This is a genomic window from Streptosporangium sp. NPDC002607 (assembly GCF_053592655.1).
Window position 1 is genome coordinate 73231 of sequence record NZ_JBSFWD010000004.1, and the last position, 17457, is coordinate 90687.

The following is a 17457-nucleotide window of genomic DNA, read 5'->3' on the forward strand; positions in this document are numbered from 1 at the left end:
CACGTCAGACACCGAGGTAGGCCTCCAGCACTCGGGGGTCGTTCTGCACGACCGCCGGCGGGCCCGCGGCGATGGGGGCGCCGCGGTCGAAGACGATCACGTGGTCGCACATCCCCATGACCATGTCCATGTTGTGCTCGACGACGAGGAACGTCCGTCCCTCCCGGTTGAGCTCGCGGACGAGGGTGACGATCCGCTCGATCAGCGCCGGGTTGACCCCTCCGGCGGGCTCGTCGAGCAGCACCAGCTCGGGGTCGCCCATGAAGACGGCCGCGAGCTCCAGCAGCTTCTGCTGCCCGTAGGAGAGGTTGCGCGCCTCGGCGTGCTCCAGGTGGTCGATACCGACCCGGCGCAGCCAGTGGCGGGCCCGCTCGACCTCTCCCCGGTCGTGGCTGCCGGCCAGCAGCTCGCGCAGCCGGGTGCGGCGCACCGCCACCAGCATGTTCTCCAGCACGGTCATCCGGGGGAAGACCCGGCAGAGCTGGAAGGTGCGGCCCAGCCCGGCGTGCGCGATGCGGTGCGGCGAGTAGCGGGTGATCTCCCTGTCCCCGTAGAGGGTCCGCCCGGAGTCGGGCCGGATCATCCCGGTGACCAGGTTGAAGAAGGTCGTCTTGCCGGAACCGTTCGGCCCGATCAATCCGTTGATCTTGCCGTGCACCAGCTCGACCGTCGCGCCGTTCACCGCGGTCACGCCGCCGAACGCCTTGGTCAGGCCCTCGGTGCGCAGCGACGTGCTCATCGGGCCGCCTCCTGCAACTCCGCCCGCTGTGCGGCGGTCTCCTCGCGGATCGACGCCTCCGGGGGCCGTCTCCGGCGCAGCAGCTTCGCGGCGGCCGGGATGATCCCCTCGGGCATGAACAGGACCACGAGCACCAGCACCAGGCCGGTCGCGGTCAGATGGATCTGCGACTCGCCGAGCGCGACCAGGAAGTACTCCCCGGCCGGGGCCACGATGAGCGCGCCGAGCAGCGGGCCGAACAGATAGCGGACCCCACCGAGCAGGCTCATCAGCACCATGTAGGAGCCGATCAGGATGGAGAAGACGAAGATCGGGTCGAGGCTGCGGAACCAGACGGCGTACAGGCCGCCGGCCAGGGCCACGAACAGCGCCGACAGCGCGTAGGCGGCGACCTTGAACGCGACCGTCGGCACGCCGAGCGACTCGGCCTTGTCCTCGTCCTCGCGGATGGCCCGCAGGCCGCTGCCGAACCGGGAGCGATCGACGAACCACCAGGTCAGCAGGGCCAGCGCGAGCAGGGCCAGGAAGAGGTAGAAGAACACCAGGTGCGCCTCGCCGCGGTTGAGCTCGCGGAACGGCGTGGGCACCCGCAGGCCGGTGGAGCCGCCGGTCAGCGACCGCCAGCCCTGGACCAGCAGGTTCATCATGGAGACCAGGGCGATGGAGACGATCACGAAGGAGGCCCCGCGCACCCGGACCGCGGCGATACCGACCAGCACGGCGAAGAGCGCGACCGCGACGGCCGAGGCGAGCAGCGCGAGGATCCAGTTCCACTCGGCCCGGGTGATCAGCAGGCCGGTGCCGTACGCACCGAGCCCGAAGAACGCCGAGTGGCCGAGGGAGACGTATCCGGTGAACCCGCCAAGCAGGTTCCACGAGGTGGCCATCACCGCGTACATCACGGTGAGCACGCCCGCGTAGAGGAGATAGGTGTTGGGCGCCAGCCACGGGTAGGCCAGGGCGAGGAGCGCCCCGAGCGCGACGAGCCCGGCCTTCGTCTTAGAACCGTTGCGCAAGGCGGCCTCCGAAGAATCCCTGGGGACGCACGACGAGGGTCAGGAAGAGGAAGACGTAGAACATCATCGTGGCCCAGGTCGCGTCGACGGTGACCAGCACCAGGCTCTCGATGACGCCGAGCATGAGCGCGGCGGCGGCGGCCCCCTGCACGCTGCCCAGGCCACCGACGACGATGATCGCCATCAGCTTGCCGATCCAGGCCCAGTGCGCGGCCGGGAAGAACGGGGTTATCAGGGCGAGCACAGCGCCGCCGGCCGCCGCGGTGGCCAGGCCCACCCCGAAGCCGTATCCGGTGACCCTGTCGGTCTTGATGCCCACCAGCCGGGCGGCCTGCGGGTGCTGGATGGTCGCGCGCAGGGACTGCCCGAAGCGGGTCATCCGCAGCACCACGAAGAGCAGGCCGAGGGTGAGCGCGGCGACGCCGAAGGCGATGATGCGGTCGTACGGTAGGCGGACCGCGCCGAGCGACAGCGACTTGGTGGCGTAGTCCATGCTGATCGACCGGTAGGAGCCGGTGTAGACGGTGCCGAGCACGCCCTCGATGATCAGAGCCATGCCGAAGGTGAGCAGCACCGACATCATCGCCATCGTGTCGGAGGCGAGCCTGGAGATCAGCAGCCGCTGGATCGCCACGCCCGCCGCGAAGAACAGCGGGACGGTGAGCGGGATGGTGAGCAGCGGGTCGAGCCCGAGGCGGACGTTGAGCGTGTAAGTGAGGTAGGCGGCGACGATGAGGAACGCCGGGTGGGCGACCATCACCACGCGCATGACGCCGAAGTACAGTGACAGGCCCGAGGAGAGCAGGGCGTACAGGCCGCCGGTCAGCACGCCCAGGACGAGTCCCTGCAGCAGGAGGGAGCCTGACGGCATCAGGTCACCAGTCCTTCTTGGGGAAGACCAGCTTGGTGGTCTGCGCCTTGGAGCCCTCGGGCAGCACGATCTGGACCTTGCCGTCCACGTACTGCTGGATCATGTGCGCGGCCTCGGGGCGGCCCTTGTCGTCGAAGGAGAGCGGGCCGACGATGGTGTCGAACGTGCCCTCGCGGATGTGGTCCGCGAGCTTCGTCTGGCACTCCTCGGTCGGGTCGACGCAGCCGACCGCCTTGACGGCGGCCTCCACGATCTGGCCGACGGTGTAGCCGTTGGCCGCGTCCTCGTTGGCCTCGCCCTTGAACATCTCCTTGTAGCGCTTGACGAAGGCGTCGTTGCCGGGGAAGCCGGAGGTGAGCGACCAGCCCACGGGCGACAGGATGCCCTCGACCGCGCCGCCGACCGCCTCGGGGAACTCCTGCAGGGTGGGGCCGGTGGAGAAGGCCGCGAGCTTGGGCTGGGCGCCGAGTTCCTGCAGGGCGCGGACCAGGCCGACGGAGTCCTCGAACTGGGTGCCGCCGACCACGATGTCCGGCTTGGCGTTGGCGATCCGGGCGGCGATGGGGGCGAAGTCGGTGGTCTCCGGCGGGTAGACCTCGTCGGCCACGGTCTTGATGCCGGCCGCGGCGAGCTTGTCGCGCAGGCCGTAGGCGGTGCCCTGGGCGAACGGGTCGTCCAGGGAGGCGTACGCCGCGGTCTTGGGCCGCTTGTCCGCCGGGAGCGCCAGGATGTATTCGGCCAGGTAGTTGTAGTGGTCGCCGGCGATGGCCGGGGCGGCGTAGAACAGGTTCTTGAACCCCTGCTCGAAGACCTCCTTGGCGGCGCCCGCGGGCTCGACGAACAGCATGTTGTAGGACTCGGCGACCTCTGCGGCGGGGATCACCAGGCGGGTCGAGAACGGGCCGAACACCAGGTTGACCTTGTCCTGGGTGATGAGCGACTCGTAGTCGGAGACGACACGGTTGGGGTCGGAGGCGTCGTCCCGGAAGATCAGCTCGACCTTCCGGCCGAGGAGGCCGCCTGCCGCGTTGACCTGGTCGGCCCAGACCTCGTACCCCTCCCGCACACCCTTGCCCGGTTCGGAGAAATCGCCGGTCAGCGGCAGGGAGATGCCGACCTTGACCGGACCGGTGCCACCGCTCTCGGCGGTCGGCTCATCGCCGATGCCGCCGCAGGCGGAAAGGCCTAGAGTGCACATCGCTACCAAGGCAAGGCTTCTGAGGGCGAGGGGAGCCCTTACCATGTCGAACCCTCCAGAGCGTGGGTCGGTTTCGCCTTCGTAAGCGCTTTCGTAAGCGCTTTCGGTTACCATGGCACGCATTACAGCGACGTGACAAGGGGGTAATCTCGCGAATGGAAGAGCGCACAGCCATTCCGCGTCTGGTGGACGTCGCACGAGCCGCAGGGGTCTCGCTGGCGACGGCCTCCCGCGCGATGACCGGGAGCAGCGGAGTCAGCTCCGCGCTCGCGGCACACGTCCAGGCCGTGGCGGCCCAGGTCGGCTACGTCCCCAACAGCCACGCCCGAGCCCTCGCCGGCGGGCAGGCCTCCATGATCGGGCTGATCGTCCACGACGTCGGCGACCCCTACTTCGCCGAGATCGCCCGGGGCGTGCTGCGCGAGACCGAGAGCCGCGGCTACATGGCCATGATCAGCCAGACCGAGCGCGACCCGAGCGCCGAGCTGGCGCGCATCCGCACGCTGCGGGCCCACCGGGTCACCTCGATCGTCCTGGCCGGATCGGGATACGTCGAGGCGAGCACCGAGGTCGGTACCGCCGCCGAGCTCGCGTCCTTCAGCTCGGCGGGAGGCCGCGTGGCGGTGATAGGCCGCCACCACCTGCCGGTCGACGCGGTGCTGCCGGACAACCGCAACGGCGCGGAGACCGTCATGCGCCACCTGCTGGACCTCGGCCACCGCGACATCGGCGTGGTCGGTGGCCCGGCCAACCTCACCACCGTGGAGGACCGGCTCGCCGGCCTGCGGAGCGCCGCCGAAACGCACGGCCTGAGCTGGGAGGCGATCCCCGTCGTACACGGCGACTTCACCCGCGAGGGCGGCGCGTCTTCGACCGCGCAGCTGATGCGCGGGCACCCGGAGCTGACCGCGGTCATCGCGCTCAACGACCCGATGGCCGTCGGCGCGCTGTCCTGGCTGCTGCACGACGGCCGCCTGATCCCCGGCGAGGTCTCGGTCGCGGGCTTCGACGACATCCCGGTGGCCGCCGACGTCTACCCGGGCCTGACCACAGTCCGTCTGCCGATGATCGGCATGGGCCGGCAGGCGCTCGAACTCGTCCTCAAGCCTCCCGCCGCCCGCCCCCGGCGCCGGCGCACCGGCCACGAGCTGGTCGTCCGCGCCTCCACTGGCCCGGCCCCCGCCAGATCCGGGGCGGCCCGCCTCACCCGCTGAACCCGCACCGGCGTACCGGCCCGGCCGCGAGGGCGATTTCAGCCTCGAAGAAACATGTCATTGACGCAACCGTAATCGTCTCCTACTTTCAGGGAAGCGCTTTCCAAGCGCCCCCCCTCGACTGTTAGGTAGGCGGGATGCGGAAGTCCAAATGGTTCCTGCTGACAATCGTCGCCGTCCTCGTAGGCCTTCCCCAAGTGCCACAAGCAGCCGCTTCGTCCACACGACCGGCGGCCGCGCGACTCGATGAACCGATCACCGATCCGATCCCGGAGGAGCCGATCACATCCGGGCTGGGGCTGACCGTCGAAGAGTTCGCCTCGTTCCCCAAGTCGGAGCCGACCCCGGCGCCGACCGATCCACGGATGGTCCGCTGGGCCCGGATCAACCACGTCGGTGAAATTCCGGATGGGTCCGGACGCAAGTTTGTGCCTGACCTAAATGGCAAGATGTACCTGCTGGAAAACGGCGCGCCACACGTCTACCTCGACGTCGGCGCCACATTCGCCCCCGAGTTCTTCTCCGGCCGCGGCCTCGGCCAGGGATTCGGCTTCGCGACCTTCCACCCCGAGTTCCGGAAGAACGGCACGTTCTACACGGTCCACACCGAGCTGGCCTCGGCCACCGCGAAGACCCCGGACCTGACGCCCCAGCCGGGCACCCTGTACCACGGCATCGTGACCGAGTGGACGGCGGACGACCCGTCGGCGGGCACCTTCCAGGGGAGCCGCCGGGAGATCCTCCGGCTCGGGTTCGCGGGCCAGATCCACGGCATCCAGCAGATCGACTTCAATCCGACCGCCAAGCGGGGCAACAGGGACTACGGGCTGCTCTACGTCGCGGTGGGCGACGGTGGCACGGGCGTCCGCAACGACGAGCCCCAGAACCTGGCACTGCCACACGGGAAGATCTTCCGGATCGACCCGCGGGCCGGGAACAGCGCCAACGGCAAATACGGGATCCCTGCCGACAACCCGTTCGTCGGCAGGCCGGGCGCGCTCGGCGAGATCTATGCCTACGGGATGCGCGACCCGCACCGCTTCAGCTGGGACCCGGCGGGACGGCACCGCATGTTCCTCGGGCACATCGGCGAGAAGAGCGTGGAGTCGGTCTACGAGGTCCGCGCGGGCGCCAACTTCGGATGGAGCGAGCGCGAGGGGTCGTTCGTGTTCGACAAGGCCACCTCGAACCCCTGCGAGCGCCTCCGCCCGCTGCCCGCCGACGACGAGAAGCACGGCTACACCTACCCGGTGGCCGCCTACGACCACAACCCGCCGCCGGGCTGGAACTGCACCGCCGACGTCGGGCGCGGGATCTCGGGCGGCTTCGTCTACCGCGGCCACAAGGTGCCCGAACTGCGTGGCAAGTATCTCTTCGGGGACATCGTCACCGGCCGCATCTTCTACACCGACGAGCGTGAGATGCGCATCGGCGCCGAGCGAGCCCCGATCCACGAGCTCATGGTCTACGACCGGACGGGCAAGCGGGTCTCGATGCGGGACCTGGCGGGCGACGCCCGGATCGACTTCCGGTTCGGCCGCGACGCCGCCGGCGAGCTCTACATCCTGTCCAAGGCCAACGGCAAGATCTGGAAGGTCACCGGCACGCGGTGGTTCGCCGGCTGCGACACCGGCCGCACCCGGGTGACCAACGTGACCCGGGCTGCGGACTGGGCCCCCGTCACCCCGGCGAAGTGGCGGTTCCCCGGGAAGGAGATCGTCCTGGCCGAGGCCGGCCAGTCTCGCCCCGGCCCTCGCCGTCCCTTCGAGTACGCGGTGCTCTCAGCGGGGCCGAAGTTCGGCTCGGTCCGGTTCGACGGCGAGGTCAGGCTGGACACCCCTGTCGAGATCACCAATCGCGATGTGATCGTCGTGTTCGGCTACCAGAGCGACACCCAGTTCTACTACGCCCACCTGTCGACGGATAACACGATCTACCCGCACAACGGGATCTTCGCCGTGAACAACGCCGACCGGGTGCGGATCGAGGATCAGTGGGACGAGGTGCGCTCCAGAGGCGCCAGGCCCGCCGTCACCGACACGCAGTGGCACCGGATCCGGGTGAAGCACTGCGCCGACTCGGGGGAGATCGCCGTGTACGTCGACGGCGCGAAGTCTCCGCTGATGACCGCCGTCGACACCACGTTCACCTCCGGCAGGGTGGGCTTCGGGTCGTTCGACAACATCGGCCGGCTCCGCGGCCTCAAGGTCACCGGCACCCGGGTGGACGACTGATCGTACGCGCGTGACCACGGCCGCCGGCGGGGCGGGTTCCCCGCCTCGGCGGCGGCCGCAGGATCCGGCGCCGCACCAGGGAGAAGACATTGAGAAAACGCCACCCGTACATCAGCCATGACGCCGCGGCGCGGGAACACCGCCGGCCACGTGTGCTCTCGACAGCCCTCGCAGCCGCGGTGCTGTGCGGGTCGCTCACGACGGTCCCGGCCGCCCAGGCCCGGGCCGGCGCGCAGACCGCCCCCGCCGGCACGGCGGCTTCGCAGCAGTCCCGGCCGGACGTGTTCCCCGGCCTGAAGCGGAACCTGGTCGCCTACTACGACTTCGAGCACCCCACTCCCGGGAACGCCGCGCGGGAGCGGGACCAGGGCCGTTCGGGAACGGACATCGACCTCGTCAACGGCGGCGCCTCGATGCGCGTGCCGGACGGCGCCCATCGGGGGAGCCGGTCGTCGTTGCAGACGCGGCAGGTCAACCCTGCCCTCGTCGGCAACGACGACTGGAAGGCCGGCGTCTACTCGGAGACCGGGGTGCCCACCCTGAACGCCTTCAACGGCGCGAAGGGGACCACGATCATGGGGTGGTTCAAGATGACCGGCTCGAACCCGGGCCTCAACTCCAACACGCCGGCCCCGGACGACCGGTACAACGCGGTCGGGCTGGCGGGCGTCCTCACCGGCACCTCCCAGGGGCACGACGTCCGAGCCCTGCTCGAAGTGATCAACGTGTCGGGAGAGCTGCGGGTGGTCGCGCTCGGCAGGCGCGTGGACGGCGGCAGGTCCCAGACGTTCGCCGCGAGCGAGGCCTGGCAGAGCGTGCTACCGCTCGACGAGTGGGTGTTCCTCGCCGCGACGTTCGACTTCGACGAGGGCACCATGGCGCTGTACAAGAACGGGCGGCCGCTCGACGGGTTCTACACGCTCTCGGACGATCCGTGGGGCGTCTCGGGGCCGCCGGAGCCGGACCTCACCTCGGAGACGGACCCCAGGGGCATCAAGATCGGCGGTAGTTTCCCGCAGAACACCCGGGAGCAGAACCCGTGCGACTGCCGGCTCGACAGCCTGATGTTCCTCGACCGGTCCGTGACCGGCAAGGAGGTCTTCCAGCAGTATCGCTGGGCCACCAGGCACCGCCCCTGACCGGCCCCCGGGTGTGTTCCACGGATCTTTCCGCCTGCCGCGGCGGAGACCCGCGGAACGCCCCCGGGACGGCGTGACCGTGCCGCGGTGCGGGGAGCCCGACGACGCGCCCCCGCCCCGCGGGCATCTGGGCGCCCAACACCTGGCAGTGCGTGTGGCTGGTCGCCGACAACACGATCTACCCGCACAACGGCATCTTCGTGGTGAACAACGCCGACCGGCTACGCATCGACGACCAGTGGACCGGCACGGTCGGCGCTCCCCCATCCACGCCCTCGGCGGTGACGACGTCGTCTGCGGCGGCGAGGGCAACGATGTCGTGCACGGCGGCGACGGCGCCGACCGCCTCTACGGCGGCTCCGGGGACGACACTCCGTACCGCGACCGCAGGCGACCGCGGGATCGACGCGCTGATCGGCGGGACGGGTTCCGGCGCCCTGACCGCCGGCCGTGATCCCGGGCCGGGGAGACAGCGGGACGGAACCCACGCCGAAAGCGCCTATCCTGGGGCATGATCGAGTCGGGCAGCCCCGCGGACACGGCCGCCATCCGCCCCGCCGTGCCGCGTCGACCTCAAGGTCGCGAGACGCCGGGAGGCACACGTGTCGGAACCACGCCCGTTGCGTCCGGGCGAACCGACCCGGCTGGGGAAGTACCGGCTGCTCGGATGCCTGGGGAAGGGCGGCCAGGGATCCGTGTACCTCGGGGAGTCCCCTTCGGGGACGCGGGTCGCCGTCAAGGTCCTGCACGGCCACGTCGCCGGTGACCCGAAGACCCACAAGCGGTTCCTCCGCGAGGTGGAGGCGGCCCGCCAGGTGCCCCACTTCTGCACGGCACGCATCCTGGACGTCGGTACGGCCGACGATCAGCCGTACGTGGTGAGCGAGTTCATCGAAGGGGAGTCGCTGGAGCAGCGGGTCGGCTCACGTGGGCCGCTCGACCCGCGTGACCTGGCACGGCTCGCGATCGGTACGGCCACCGCGCTGGCGGCGATCCACCACGCGGGGATCGTCCACCGCGATTTCAAACCCGCCAACGTGCTGCTCGGCCCGGACGGGCCACGGGTGGTCGACTTCGGCATCGCGCGCAGCACGGACCTGGCCACCACGTCCGTCAGCCTGATCGGCACCCCGCCGTACATGTCGCCCGAGCAGCTCTCCGGGGATTCGGTGGGCCCGCCCTCCGACATGTTCAGCTGGGCCGGCACCATCCTGTTCGCCGGGACGGGCAGGACCCCGTTCGGCCATGATGTCGCCCTCGCGGCCCTGGTGTACCGGATCCTCCACCAGGAGTGCGACCTCACCGGCCTGCCGGACGGCCTGCGGCAGATCTCCGGCCGGTGCCTGGCCAAGGCAGCCGAGCACCGCCCCACGGCCGAGGAGGTCCTGCTTGGTCTCATCACCGGTAACGGGGCGGCGGTCCCCACCGGTGACCTGCTGACGACGGCCATGGGGCGGATGGCGCAGCCGTCTCCGCCGGACCCGGCATCCTCTCCGGACCTGCCGCTCACCCGGGAGCGATCCGGCACGGCACCGCTTCCCACCGCCCCTCCCCCGACACCGCCGGCCGACGGCCCGCCCCGGATGACACTCCCCACCGGCCCCTCCGGCGGGCCGGCGGCGTCACCCTCCTGGGGGCTACCCCGCCGGAGCTTCCTGATCGGCGGAGGAGCCGCGCTGGCCACCTGCGCGGCGGCGGGGGCCGCGGTGCTGGTTCCCCGCTACCTGAGGGAGGCGGCCGGTTCGGCCACGTCTTCGCCCGGGGCGAGCCCGAAGGCCGCGATCGTCCCGCCGTCGTCCTCGGCCACCCCGGCGACCTCGCCCACGGGCGGGCCGGCGGCCTCCCCGAGCCCGTCCGGGCTGATCCCGCCCGGCCCGGACGGGCCGCTGGTGCTCGAGAACGGCAACACGGTGCAGGGCCTCGCGGTCTCCGCCGACGGCCGCCTGGTGGCCGCCGGGTGCTGGGACGGCAAGGTCCGCCTGTGGGAGGTCCCCACCGGGAAGATGATCGCGAAACTCGACGACCGCAGGTTCTACGTCGAGGGCGTGGCGCTGAGCCCGGACGGCCGGACCCTGATCAGTGTCGGCGGGGTGACCGACACCGAGACGCACGTGTGGGACGTCGAGTCCAGGCGTCGCGTGTCGAAGTCCGTGATCGGCTCCGTCTTCGTGGAGTTCAGCCCGGACGGCGAACAGTTCGTCACCGGCAGCGGGTACGAGTGGGTCCGGCTCTGGCGGACCTCCGACCGCAAGCAGTCGGGCGCCTCCATACGTCACACCGAACTGGTCAGGAATGCGGCGTTCAGCCCCGACGGGCGCCTGCTGGCCACCGCCGGGTGGGACGACACCGTACGGCTGTGGCGCACCTCCGGATCCAGAGCGGTCGGCAGACCGTTGACCGGGCACAAGGACGATGTCAACGCCGTCGTGTTCCTCGACGGCGAGACCCTGGCGAGCGCGGGGTACGACAAGGTGGTGCGGGTCTGGGACGTGACATCCCGCAAACCGAAGGGAACGACGTTCAAGGGGGCCGGTTCGACGATCAACAGCATGGCGTGCAGCCCCGACGGGACCGTTCTCGCCGCCGGGACCGACAAGGACGGCGTCCTGCTGTGGGACGTCGCCACCCGGCGGCGGCTCCGGCAACCCCTGGAGACCGGCCAGGTCCACACCGTGACCTTCAGCGCCAACGGGTCCGTCCTGGCGGTGGCCGCAGGTAACGACGTGCTGCTGTACGACGTCGGCAGCCTGCGTACCTCCTGAGGATGCGGCGGTGAGAGCTCAGCCCGCCGCGCGGCGCAGGCCGAGCGGCTGGCCGCCTACCGTGACGCCGGGGCGCGTCACACGGTCCTGTGCTTCGCGGGCGGTGACCGGCGCGAGCAGTGCGACCTGCCGGCCGAGGCCCGCGCGCTCCTGACCTGACCCACGCGCGCCGAGCATCACCGCTCGGGCAGCGATCTCACGGAACGGAAATACTCCTCCCGCCCGACCATTCCCAGGAGACCGCGGGGCAGCCCTGCGGTCTCCTGGGAATGGTCGGGCGGGAACCGACGCCTCCTCCGCCCTCGGACGAACCGCCCTCTCCCCGACCCGATATCCGGTGGCGGACCCGGTTGCCGGTGGTGAGGATTACGGCATGCATGTCTTCCTGGAGACCGACCGGCTCGTGCTCCGCGCGTTCACCGAGGCCGACGCCGACCACCTGCTCGCACTGGACAATGACCCCGACGTCATGCGCTTCATCAACGGCGGCCGGCCGACGAGCCGCGAGGTGATCCAGGCACGGACCCTGCCGCGGCTCCTCCATGACCACCCGTGCTTCGGCACCCGCGGCTACTGGGCCGCGGAGGAGAAGGCCACCGGGATCTTTCTGGGCTGGTTCGAATTCCGGCCCCTGGCCGACCACAGTCCCGTGGTGGTCGAACTCGGCTACCGGCTGAACAAGGCCGCCTGGGGCGCCGGCCATGCCACGGAGGGATCGCGAGCCCTGATCCGCAAGGGATTCACGGATCTCGGGGTGGAGCGGGTGACCGCGAACACCATGGCCGTCAACACGCGATCCCGCCGCGTGATGGAAAAAGCCGGTCTGTCATTCGTCCGGAGCTTCACCGGGGACTGGCCGGAGGCGATCGAGGGCTCCGAGCATGGCGAAGTCGAGTATGAACTCACCCGGGCCGAGTGGAGACGGCATCGGCAGGCGCCGGCCGTCCGGTAGAACGGCGCCGCTCCGCACTTCGCGGGTTTCGTCAGCTGTGACAGGTAGCGAAGCGGAGGTTGGAAGCGATATCCGGAGTGGGTCTCGCACCGGCGAGAACCCGGGTCTCGTGCCGAGGGGGAAAGACGATCGCCATTACCGGTGGTCACCCCACCCGCTCTGGACCACGAACGGGAGAGGTGCGGCGTGGAAGACGGCGTGCAGGATGTCGCGCTCGTGTTGGTGGACGTGCCGAGCGAGGTGCGGGACGTGTACGCCTGGCTGCGGGAGGATCCCGAGCTGCGCCGCTGGGTCGACCTCGTCGAAAGCCCACCGGCAGAAGGCATGCTCGGGCCCGTCGCGGAGGCCGTCCAGATCGTGGCCGACGCGCCTGAGGTGGTGGCCACGCTCGCCGGCGTTCTCATCGCCTGGCTGCGCTACCGGACCAGTGACGTCAAGATCAGGATTCGGAGGAGCGCCACCGACACCGAGATGGAGGTCACCGCCAACCGGGTGAAGACCATGAACGCCGCGCAGGTGCAGGAGCTGAGGACCCAGCTCGAAGCCGCCCTCAACACCCACCCCCCGCTATTGCCGGCATCCGGATCGGCAGGGTCCGCGGCGGACCCCTCCCCGGCCGAGGGAGAGGCGGACCCTTCCCCGTCCGAACCTGAACCCGAATCCGAGGAGGAGGCGGATCCCTCCCCATCCGAGGAGGAGACGGGCGGTGGCTGAGGCCGCGCCGAAGCTCCTGCTGTCCGGATCCGGCGTTCGCGTGCTGATCGTCGGCTCTGGCCGGCACGTCGCGGAGGCGAGGATCGGCGACGTGCCCCAGGCGGTCTCCGCCGCGACCGACCTGGCCACCGCCCTGGTCGAGCACACCGATCTGGCTCCCGAGCAGCTGACGCTCCTGGTGAACCCGGACGATCCCGCCCGGCTGGCGACGGCGATCGACGCCCTGTCCCAGCAGGCCGCCGACGTGCTGGTCTTCGTGTATGTCGGGCACGGTCTCATCGGTCCCGACAACCACCTGTATCTCGCCACCCAGGCCACGGTGGACCTCACCCGCGGCCCGGTCAGGAACCAGGCGCTGCCGTACGCGGAAGTCGCCGACCTGCTGTCAGGGAGCAGGGCCCGGCTGAGCGTGGTGATCCTGGACTGCTGCTGGGCCGGACGCGCCACCGGCTGGCCGGACACCTATCTGCTGACCTCCACCAGCCGCGACGAGGCGGCCTGGGCGCTGCCCGGGGATCGCCACACCGCTTTCACCGGCGCGCTCATCCGCCTGCTCACCGAAGGCGACCCGACCGGACCGTACCTGCTCGGCCTTGACGACGTGCACCGCTGTCTCACCCGTGGCCTGCGCGAACGCGGCCTGCCCGTTCCCCGCCGCCAGGCCGCCGACCACGGTGGCCGCCCGATCGTGGTCAACGCCGCGTACCGTACCCCGGCCGGTCACCGCTTCCCGGCGGCACTGCCCGATGACGGGCAGCACAGCCCTTACCGAGGTCTGCGCGCCTACCGCGCCGAGGACACGGCCTTCTTCTTCGGCCGCGAAGCACTCACTCGTACCCTTGCCGATCGGGTGATCTCCGAGCGAGGCGCACCGCTCGTCGTCACCGGTCCCTCCGGTTCAGGCAAGTCCTCCGTCCTGCAGGCCGGGCTGATCGCGGCGCTGGGCCCCGAACGTTGCCTGCTGCTCACCCCTGGCGCCGATCCCTTCAGCGGTCTTCTCCAAAGCGTGACCGACCTGACCGGAGGCAACCGGCCCGGCCCAGATCGCACGGGCGACACGACAGCTGGACGAGAGCAGCGGCTCGCGACGCCACCTGACCACGATCGCCTGGGGGACACGGGTGGAGGACACCAACGGCTCATAGCCCCGTCCGACCCCGATCGCCTGGGGGACGCCCTTCCTGAGGACACCGTTCTCCTCATTGACCAGTTCGAAGAGGTTTTCACCCTCTGCGAGGACGAGTCTCGCCGCGCATCGTTCATCAGGGCACTCGTCGCGATCTCCCGCAGGGTGCCCGTGGTGATCGGCGTGCGCGCCGACTTCTTCGGCCATTGCACCGCCTACCCCGGACTCGTGGACGCGCTGGAGCACGCGGCCGTCGTTCCGCCGCTGACCCGCGACCAGTTGCGCGATGTGATCGAGGAACCGGCCCGGCTGGCCGGCCTCACCCTCGATGAGGGCCTGGTGGAACAACTGCTGGACGACCTCGGCGACAGCACCGACAGCACCCCTCTGCCGCTGCTGTCCCATGCGCTGCTGGCCACCTGGCAACGCCGCGAGGACGGCGTCCTCACCCTGGCGGCCTACCGCGCGACCGGTGGAATCACCCAGGCGCTGGCCCGCACCGCCGACGAGACCCTGAACTCCCTCCGCTCACCAGACCTTCTCACCACCGTGCCCCGGTCACCGCAGTCGTCCGGCACCGCGCCGTCCCACAGCGCGAAGCGGCTGCCAAGCGGGCCGGAGCCTCCCGATTCCTCGGCCCGGGACGCCGCGCGCCGCATGTTCCTGCGCCTCGTCCGGCTTGGCGAGGCCACCGACGACACCCGCCGAACGGTCCCCCTGCTGGAACTGCTCCCTGCGGCCGGCAGTCCGGAACATGATCAAGCCCGGGTCATCCTCGACGCCTTCACCCGAGCCCGGCTGATCACCGTGGATCAGGATCGGGCCCACATCGTCCACGAAGCCCTCATCCGTGCCTGGCCGCAACTGCGATCCTGGATCGACGCCGACCGCGCCGACCTGCTCGTGGGCCAGCAACTCTCCGAGGACGCCGCGCGCTGGGACCGCCAGCGACGCGAGCCCGGCTATCTCTACACCGGCGCCCGCCTGGAGGCCATCGACCGGACCCGCGAGCGCTGGCGCTCCGGCCCGACCCGCCACCCCTTTCTGAACGAGGTCGTCGCCGACTTCCTGACCAGCAGTGACGCGGCCGCGAAACGGGCCAGACGGCGCCGCCGGGTCACTTTGGTGATCCTCATCGCCCTGCTGATCGCCTCGCTGGGAGGCGCCGGGGCGGCCGTCCTCGCCGCGAACGACGCCAGGACCCAGCAGCGTCTCGCCGAGACGCGGAGCCAGGAGGCCACGTCACGCGAGCGGGCGCTACAGAGCGAGTACATCGCGGCCGCCGATCCGGTACGGTCCGCCGCGCTGGCCGCCAACGCCTGGCGCATCGCCCGTACGCCCGAGGCGCGCTACAGCGTGCTCGACATCCTCGCCGGCGCCGGCCGAGGCGTCATCGCGGTAGGCGAGGGCTCCGCGTGGGCCGTGGCCTACAGCCCGGACGGAAAGACTCTGGCCGTCTCGGAAACCGATGGCACCATACGGCTGTGGGACGTCGCCACCCGTCGTCCGCTCGGAACCCCGCTCACCGGCCATCAGGATGTCGTCCCCTCCGTCGCCTTCAGCCCGGACGGGAAGACATTGGCCAGCGCCGGACTGGACGGCACCGTACGGTTGTGGAACGTCACCACTCATCGCCCCATCGGTGCTCCCCTTACCGGCCACAGCGAATTCGTCTGGGCGGTGGCCTTCAGCCCGGATGGGCACACGCTCGCGAGCGCAGGAAACGATAAAACCATACGTTTGTGGGATATATCCGCCCATCGGCAGCTCGGCGCCCCCCTCATCGGACACCAGGGCCCCGTCTACGCGGTCGCCTACAGCCCGGACGGGCACACCCTCGCCACTGCCGGAGACGACAAGACCCTACGGCTGTGGGACATCGCCACCCATCGCCCGCTCGGAACCCCGCTCACCGGCCACCCGGACGACATCCGCGGCGTCGCCTTCAGCCCGGACGGGAAGACATTGGCCACCACGGCCGCCGACAAGGCCGTACGGCTGTGGGACGTCGCCACCCGTCGTCCGCTCGGCGCCCCGCTCATCGGCCACACGGACGCCATCGATTCCGCATTCAACCCCGTCAACGGGGTGCTCTTCAGCCCCGACGGACGCACTGTGGCCACGGCGGGAAACGATGGCACCGTACGCCTGTGGGACGTCGCCACTCACCGCCAGCTCGGCGCCCCGCTCACCGGGCACAAGAACGCCGTCATCGGGCTGGCCTACAGCCCGGACGGACGCACTCTCGCCAGTGCCGGATTCGAGGGAACCGTCCGTCTCTGGGATGTCACCGCGCACCGCCAACTCGGTGGCCCCCTCGACGCCGCCGCCGAGTTCGCCTGGACCGTCGCCTTCAGCCCTGACGGCCGTACCCTGGCCAGCGCAGGAAGCGATGGCATCGTGCACATCTGGGACGTGGCCGCCCACCAACGTCGCGGCGAACCCCTCACCGGCCACAAAGAGCATGTTCTCCGGCTGGCATTCAGCCCGGACGGGCGCACCTTGGCCAGTGCCGGAGCCGACGGCACCGTACGGCTGTGGAACATCGCGACGCACCGCGAAGTCGCGACCCTCGCCGGACACCGGGAAGGAGTCCAGACCGTCGCCTTCAGCCCGGACGGGCACACCTTGGCCAGTGCCGGAGACGACGGCACCGTACGCCTGTGGGACGTCGCCACCCATCGCCCGCTCGGCGCCCCGCTGACCGGGCACGGCGGCCGCGTTCTTGAGGTGGCGTTCACCCGAGACGGGCGCGGTCTCGCCAGCGCGGGAGTCGACGGAAGCGTCCGCCGGTGGAACATCACCGGCCACAGTGGCGACACCGTTCTCCCGCCACGTCGCGAGGGCTCGGTGAGCGCCCTTGCCCTGAGCGCCGACGCGCGTACCCTCGCCACCGCCGACACCGACGAGAGCGTGGTGCGCCTGTGGGATCTCTCCACCGGACAGGAGCGCGGCAATCCCTTCGCCGGGCACCAGGACACCCGCAACCAAGCGGCCGTCAACTCCATCAACGGCGTGGCCTTCAGCCCCGATGGACGCAGTCTCGCGACCGGGGGAGCCGATGGCACCATCCGTCTGTGGGACACCACCACCCACCGGCAACTGGGCGACCCCCTCACCGGGCACACCGCCTCCTCCAATGGATTGCCGTTCGTCAGCGGCGTGACCTTCAGCCTTGACGGAGGGACCCTGGCCAGCGCCGGTGGTGACGGCACCGTACGCCTGTGGGGTGGCGTCGCGGTCCCGGCTGACAGCGATCTATCGCGACTGATCTGCCCGCTGGCCGCCCGATCCCCCTACTCCGAGGGGTACGACGATTACGCCGTTCCACCACCTGATCGAGAAGGGCGGTGCTGAACCTCAGGCCGTTTCCGAGCATGTCCCGGAGGCAGTTGCCTGGTTACTTGAGGGTGAGAGTCGCCGGTCAGTTGTGGTGAAGGCGGCAATCTCGTGGAGCGGCCAGAAGGCAAGATCAAACACCAAGGTCTCTTC

General features: G+C 70.4%; 12 protein-coding genes. 8 read left to right on the plus strand and 4 right to left on the minus strand.

The window, feature by feature from the left end:
* Positions 1-4 precede the first annotated feature (4 nt).
* Genes ACWD3H_RS05875 through ACWD3H_RS05890 form a run of 4 tightly spaced genes read right to left on the minus strand, consistent with a single transcriptional unit; the run spans position 5 to position 3824 of the window.
* Positions 5-739, minus strand: coding sequence for an ABC transporter ATP-binding protein (locus ACWD3H_RS05875; RefSeq protein WP_350916896.1), 735 nt, complete (start codon positions 737-739; stop codon positions 5-7).
* Positions 736-1755 carry a branched-chain amino acid ABC transporter permease gene (locus ACWD3H_RS05880; protein WP_451954186.1) on the minus strand — a complete coding sequence of 340 codons (1020 nt, stop codon included), beginning with the start codon at positions 1753-1755 and terminating at the stop codon, positions 736-738. Before ACWD3H_RS05880 ends, ACWD3H_RS05875 begins: the two co-directional genes overlap by 4 nt.
* Complete coding sequence (locus ACWD3H_RS05885; RefSeq protein ID WP_451954187.1) at positions 1739-2626, minus strand: branched-chain amino acid ABC transporter permease; 888 nt, start codon at positions 2624-2626, stop codon at positions 1739-1741. Before ACWD3H_RS05885 ends, ACWD3H_RS05880 begins: the two co-directional genes overlap by 17 nt.
* A 4-nt stretch (positions 2627-2630) precedes the next feature.
* Entirely contained in the window at positions 2631-3824 is a 1194-nt protein-coding gene (locus tag ACWD3H_RS05890) for an amino acid ABC transporter substrate-binding protein (RefSeq protein WP_355557925.1), read from the minus strand.
* 155 nt (positions 3825-3979) lie between these two features.
* Here ACWD3H_RS05890 and ACWD3H_RS05895 point away from each other — a divergent pair, with 155 nt between their 5' ends.
* The 8 genes from ACWD3H_RS05895 to ACWD3H_RS05930 all read left to right on the plus strand — a co-directional run bounded on the left by ACWD3H_RS05895 (position 3980) and on the right by ACWD3H_RS05930 (position 17322).
* The gene (locus tag ACWD3H_RS05895; protein WP_355557922.1) at positions 3980-5038 is read left to right on the plus strand and encodes a LacI family DNA-binding transcriptional regulator; all 1059 of its coding nucleotides are present in this window, start codon (positions 3980-3982) and stop codon (positions 5036-5038) included.
* Between the two features lie 449 nt (positions 5039-5487).
* Complete coding sequence (locus ACWD3H_RS05900) at positions 5488-7272, plus strand: PQQ-dependent sugar dehydrogenase (RefSeq protein ID WP_451954188.1); 1785 nt, start codon at positions 5488-5490, stop codon at positions 7270-7272.
* Positions 7273-7361: 89 nt separating this feature from the next.
* Positions 7362-8411 carry a LamG-like jellyroll fold domain-containing protein gene (locus ACWD3H_RS05905; protein WP_451954189.1) on the plus strand — a complete coding sequence of 350 codons (1050 nt, stop codon included), beginning with the start codon at positions 7362-7364 and terminating at the stop codon, positions 8409-8411.
* A 319-nt stretch (positions 8412-8730) separates the two neighbouring features.
* The gene (locus ACWD3H_RS05910; protein WP_451954385.1) at positions 8731-8865 is read left to right on the plus strand and encodes a hypothetical protein; all 135 of its coding nucleotides are present in this window, start codon (positions 8731-8733) and stop codon (positions 8863-8865) included.
* A gap of 148 nt (positions 8866-9013) precedes the next feature.
* Positions 9014-11173 (plus strand): protein kinase domain-containing protein, encoded by a 2160-nt coding sequence (locus tag ACWD3H_RS05915; protein WP_451954190.1) that lies wholly within the window; start codon positions 9014-9016, stop codon positions 11171-11173.
* Between the two features lie 373 nt (positions 11174-11546).
* Positions 11547-12125: a GNAT family N-acetyltransferase gene (locus ACWD3H_RS05920; RefSeq protein ID WP_451954191.1), complete on the plus strand. Its 579-nt coding sequence runs from the start codon at positions 11547-11549 to the stop codon at positions 12123-12125.
* 186 nt (positions 12126-12311) lie between these two features.
* Complete coding sequence (locus ACWD3H_RS05925) at positions 12312-12839, plus strand: effector-associated constant component EACC1 (RefSeq protein ID WP_451954192.1); 528 nt, start codon at positions 12312-12314, stop codon at positions 12837-12839.
* A complete protein-coding gene (locus tag ACWD3H_RS05930) occupies positions 12832-17322 on the plus strand; it encodes a caspase, EACC1-associated type (RefSeq protein ID WP_451954193.1) in 4491 nt (1496 codons plus the stop codon). Before ACWD3H_RS05925 ends, ACWD3H_RS05930 begins: the two co-directional genes overlap by 8 nt.
* Positions 17323-17457: the final 135 nt, after the last annotated feature.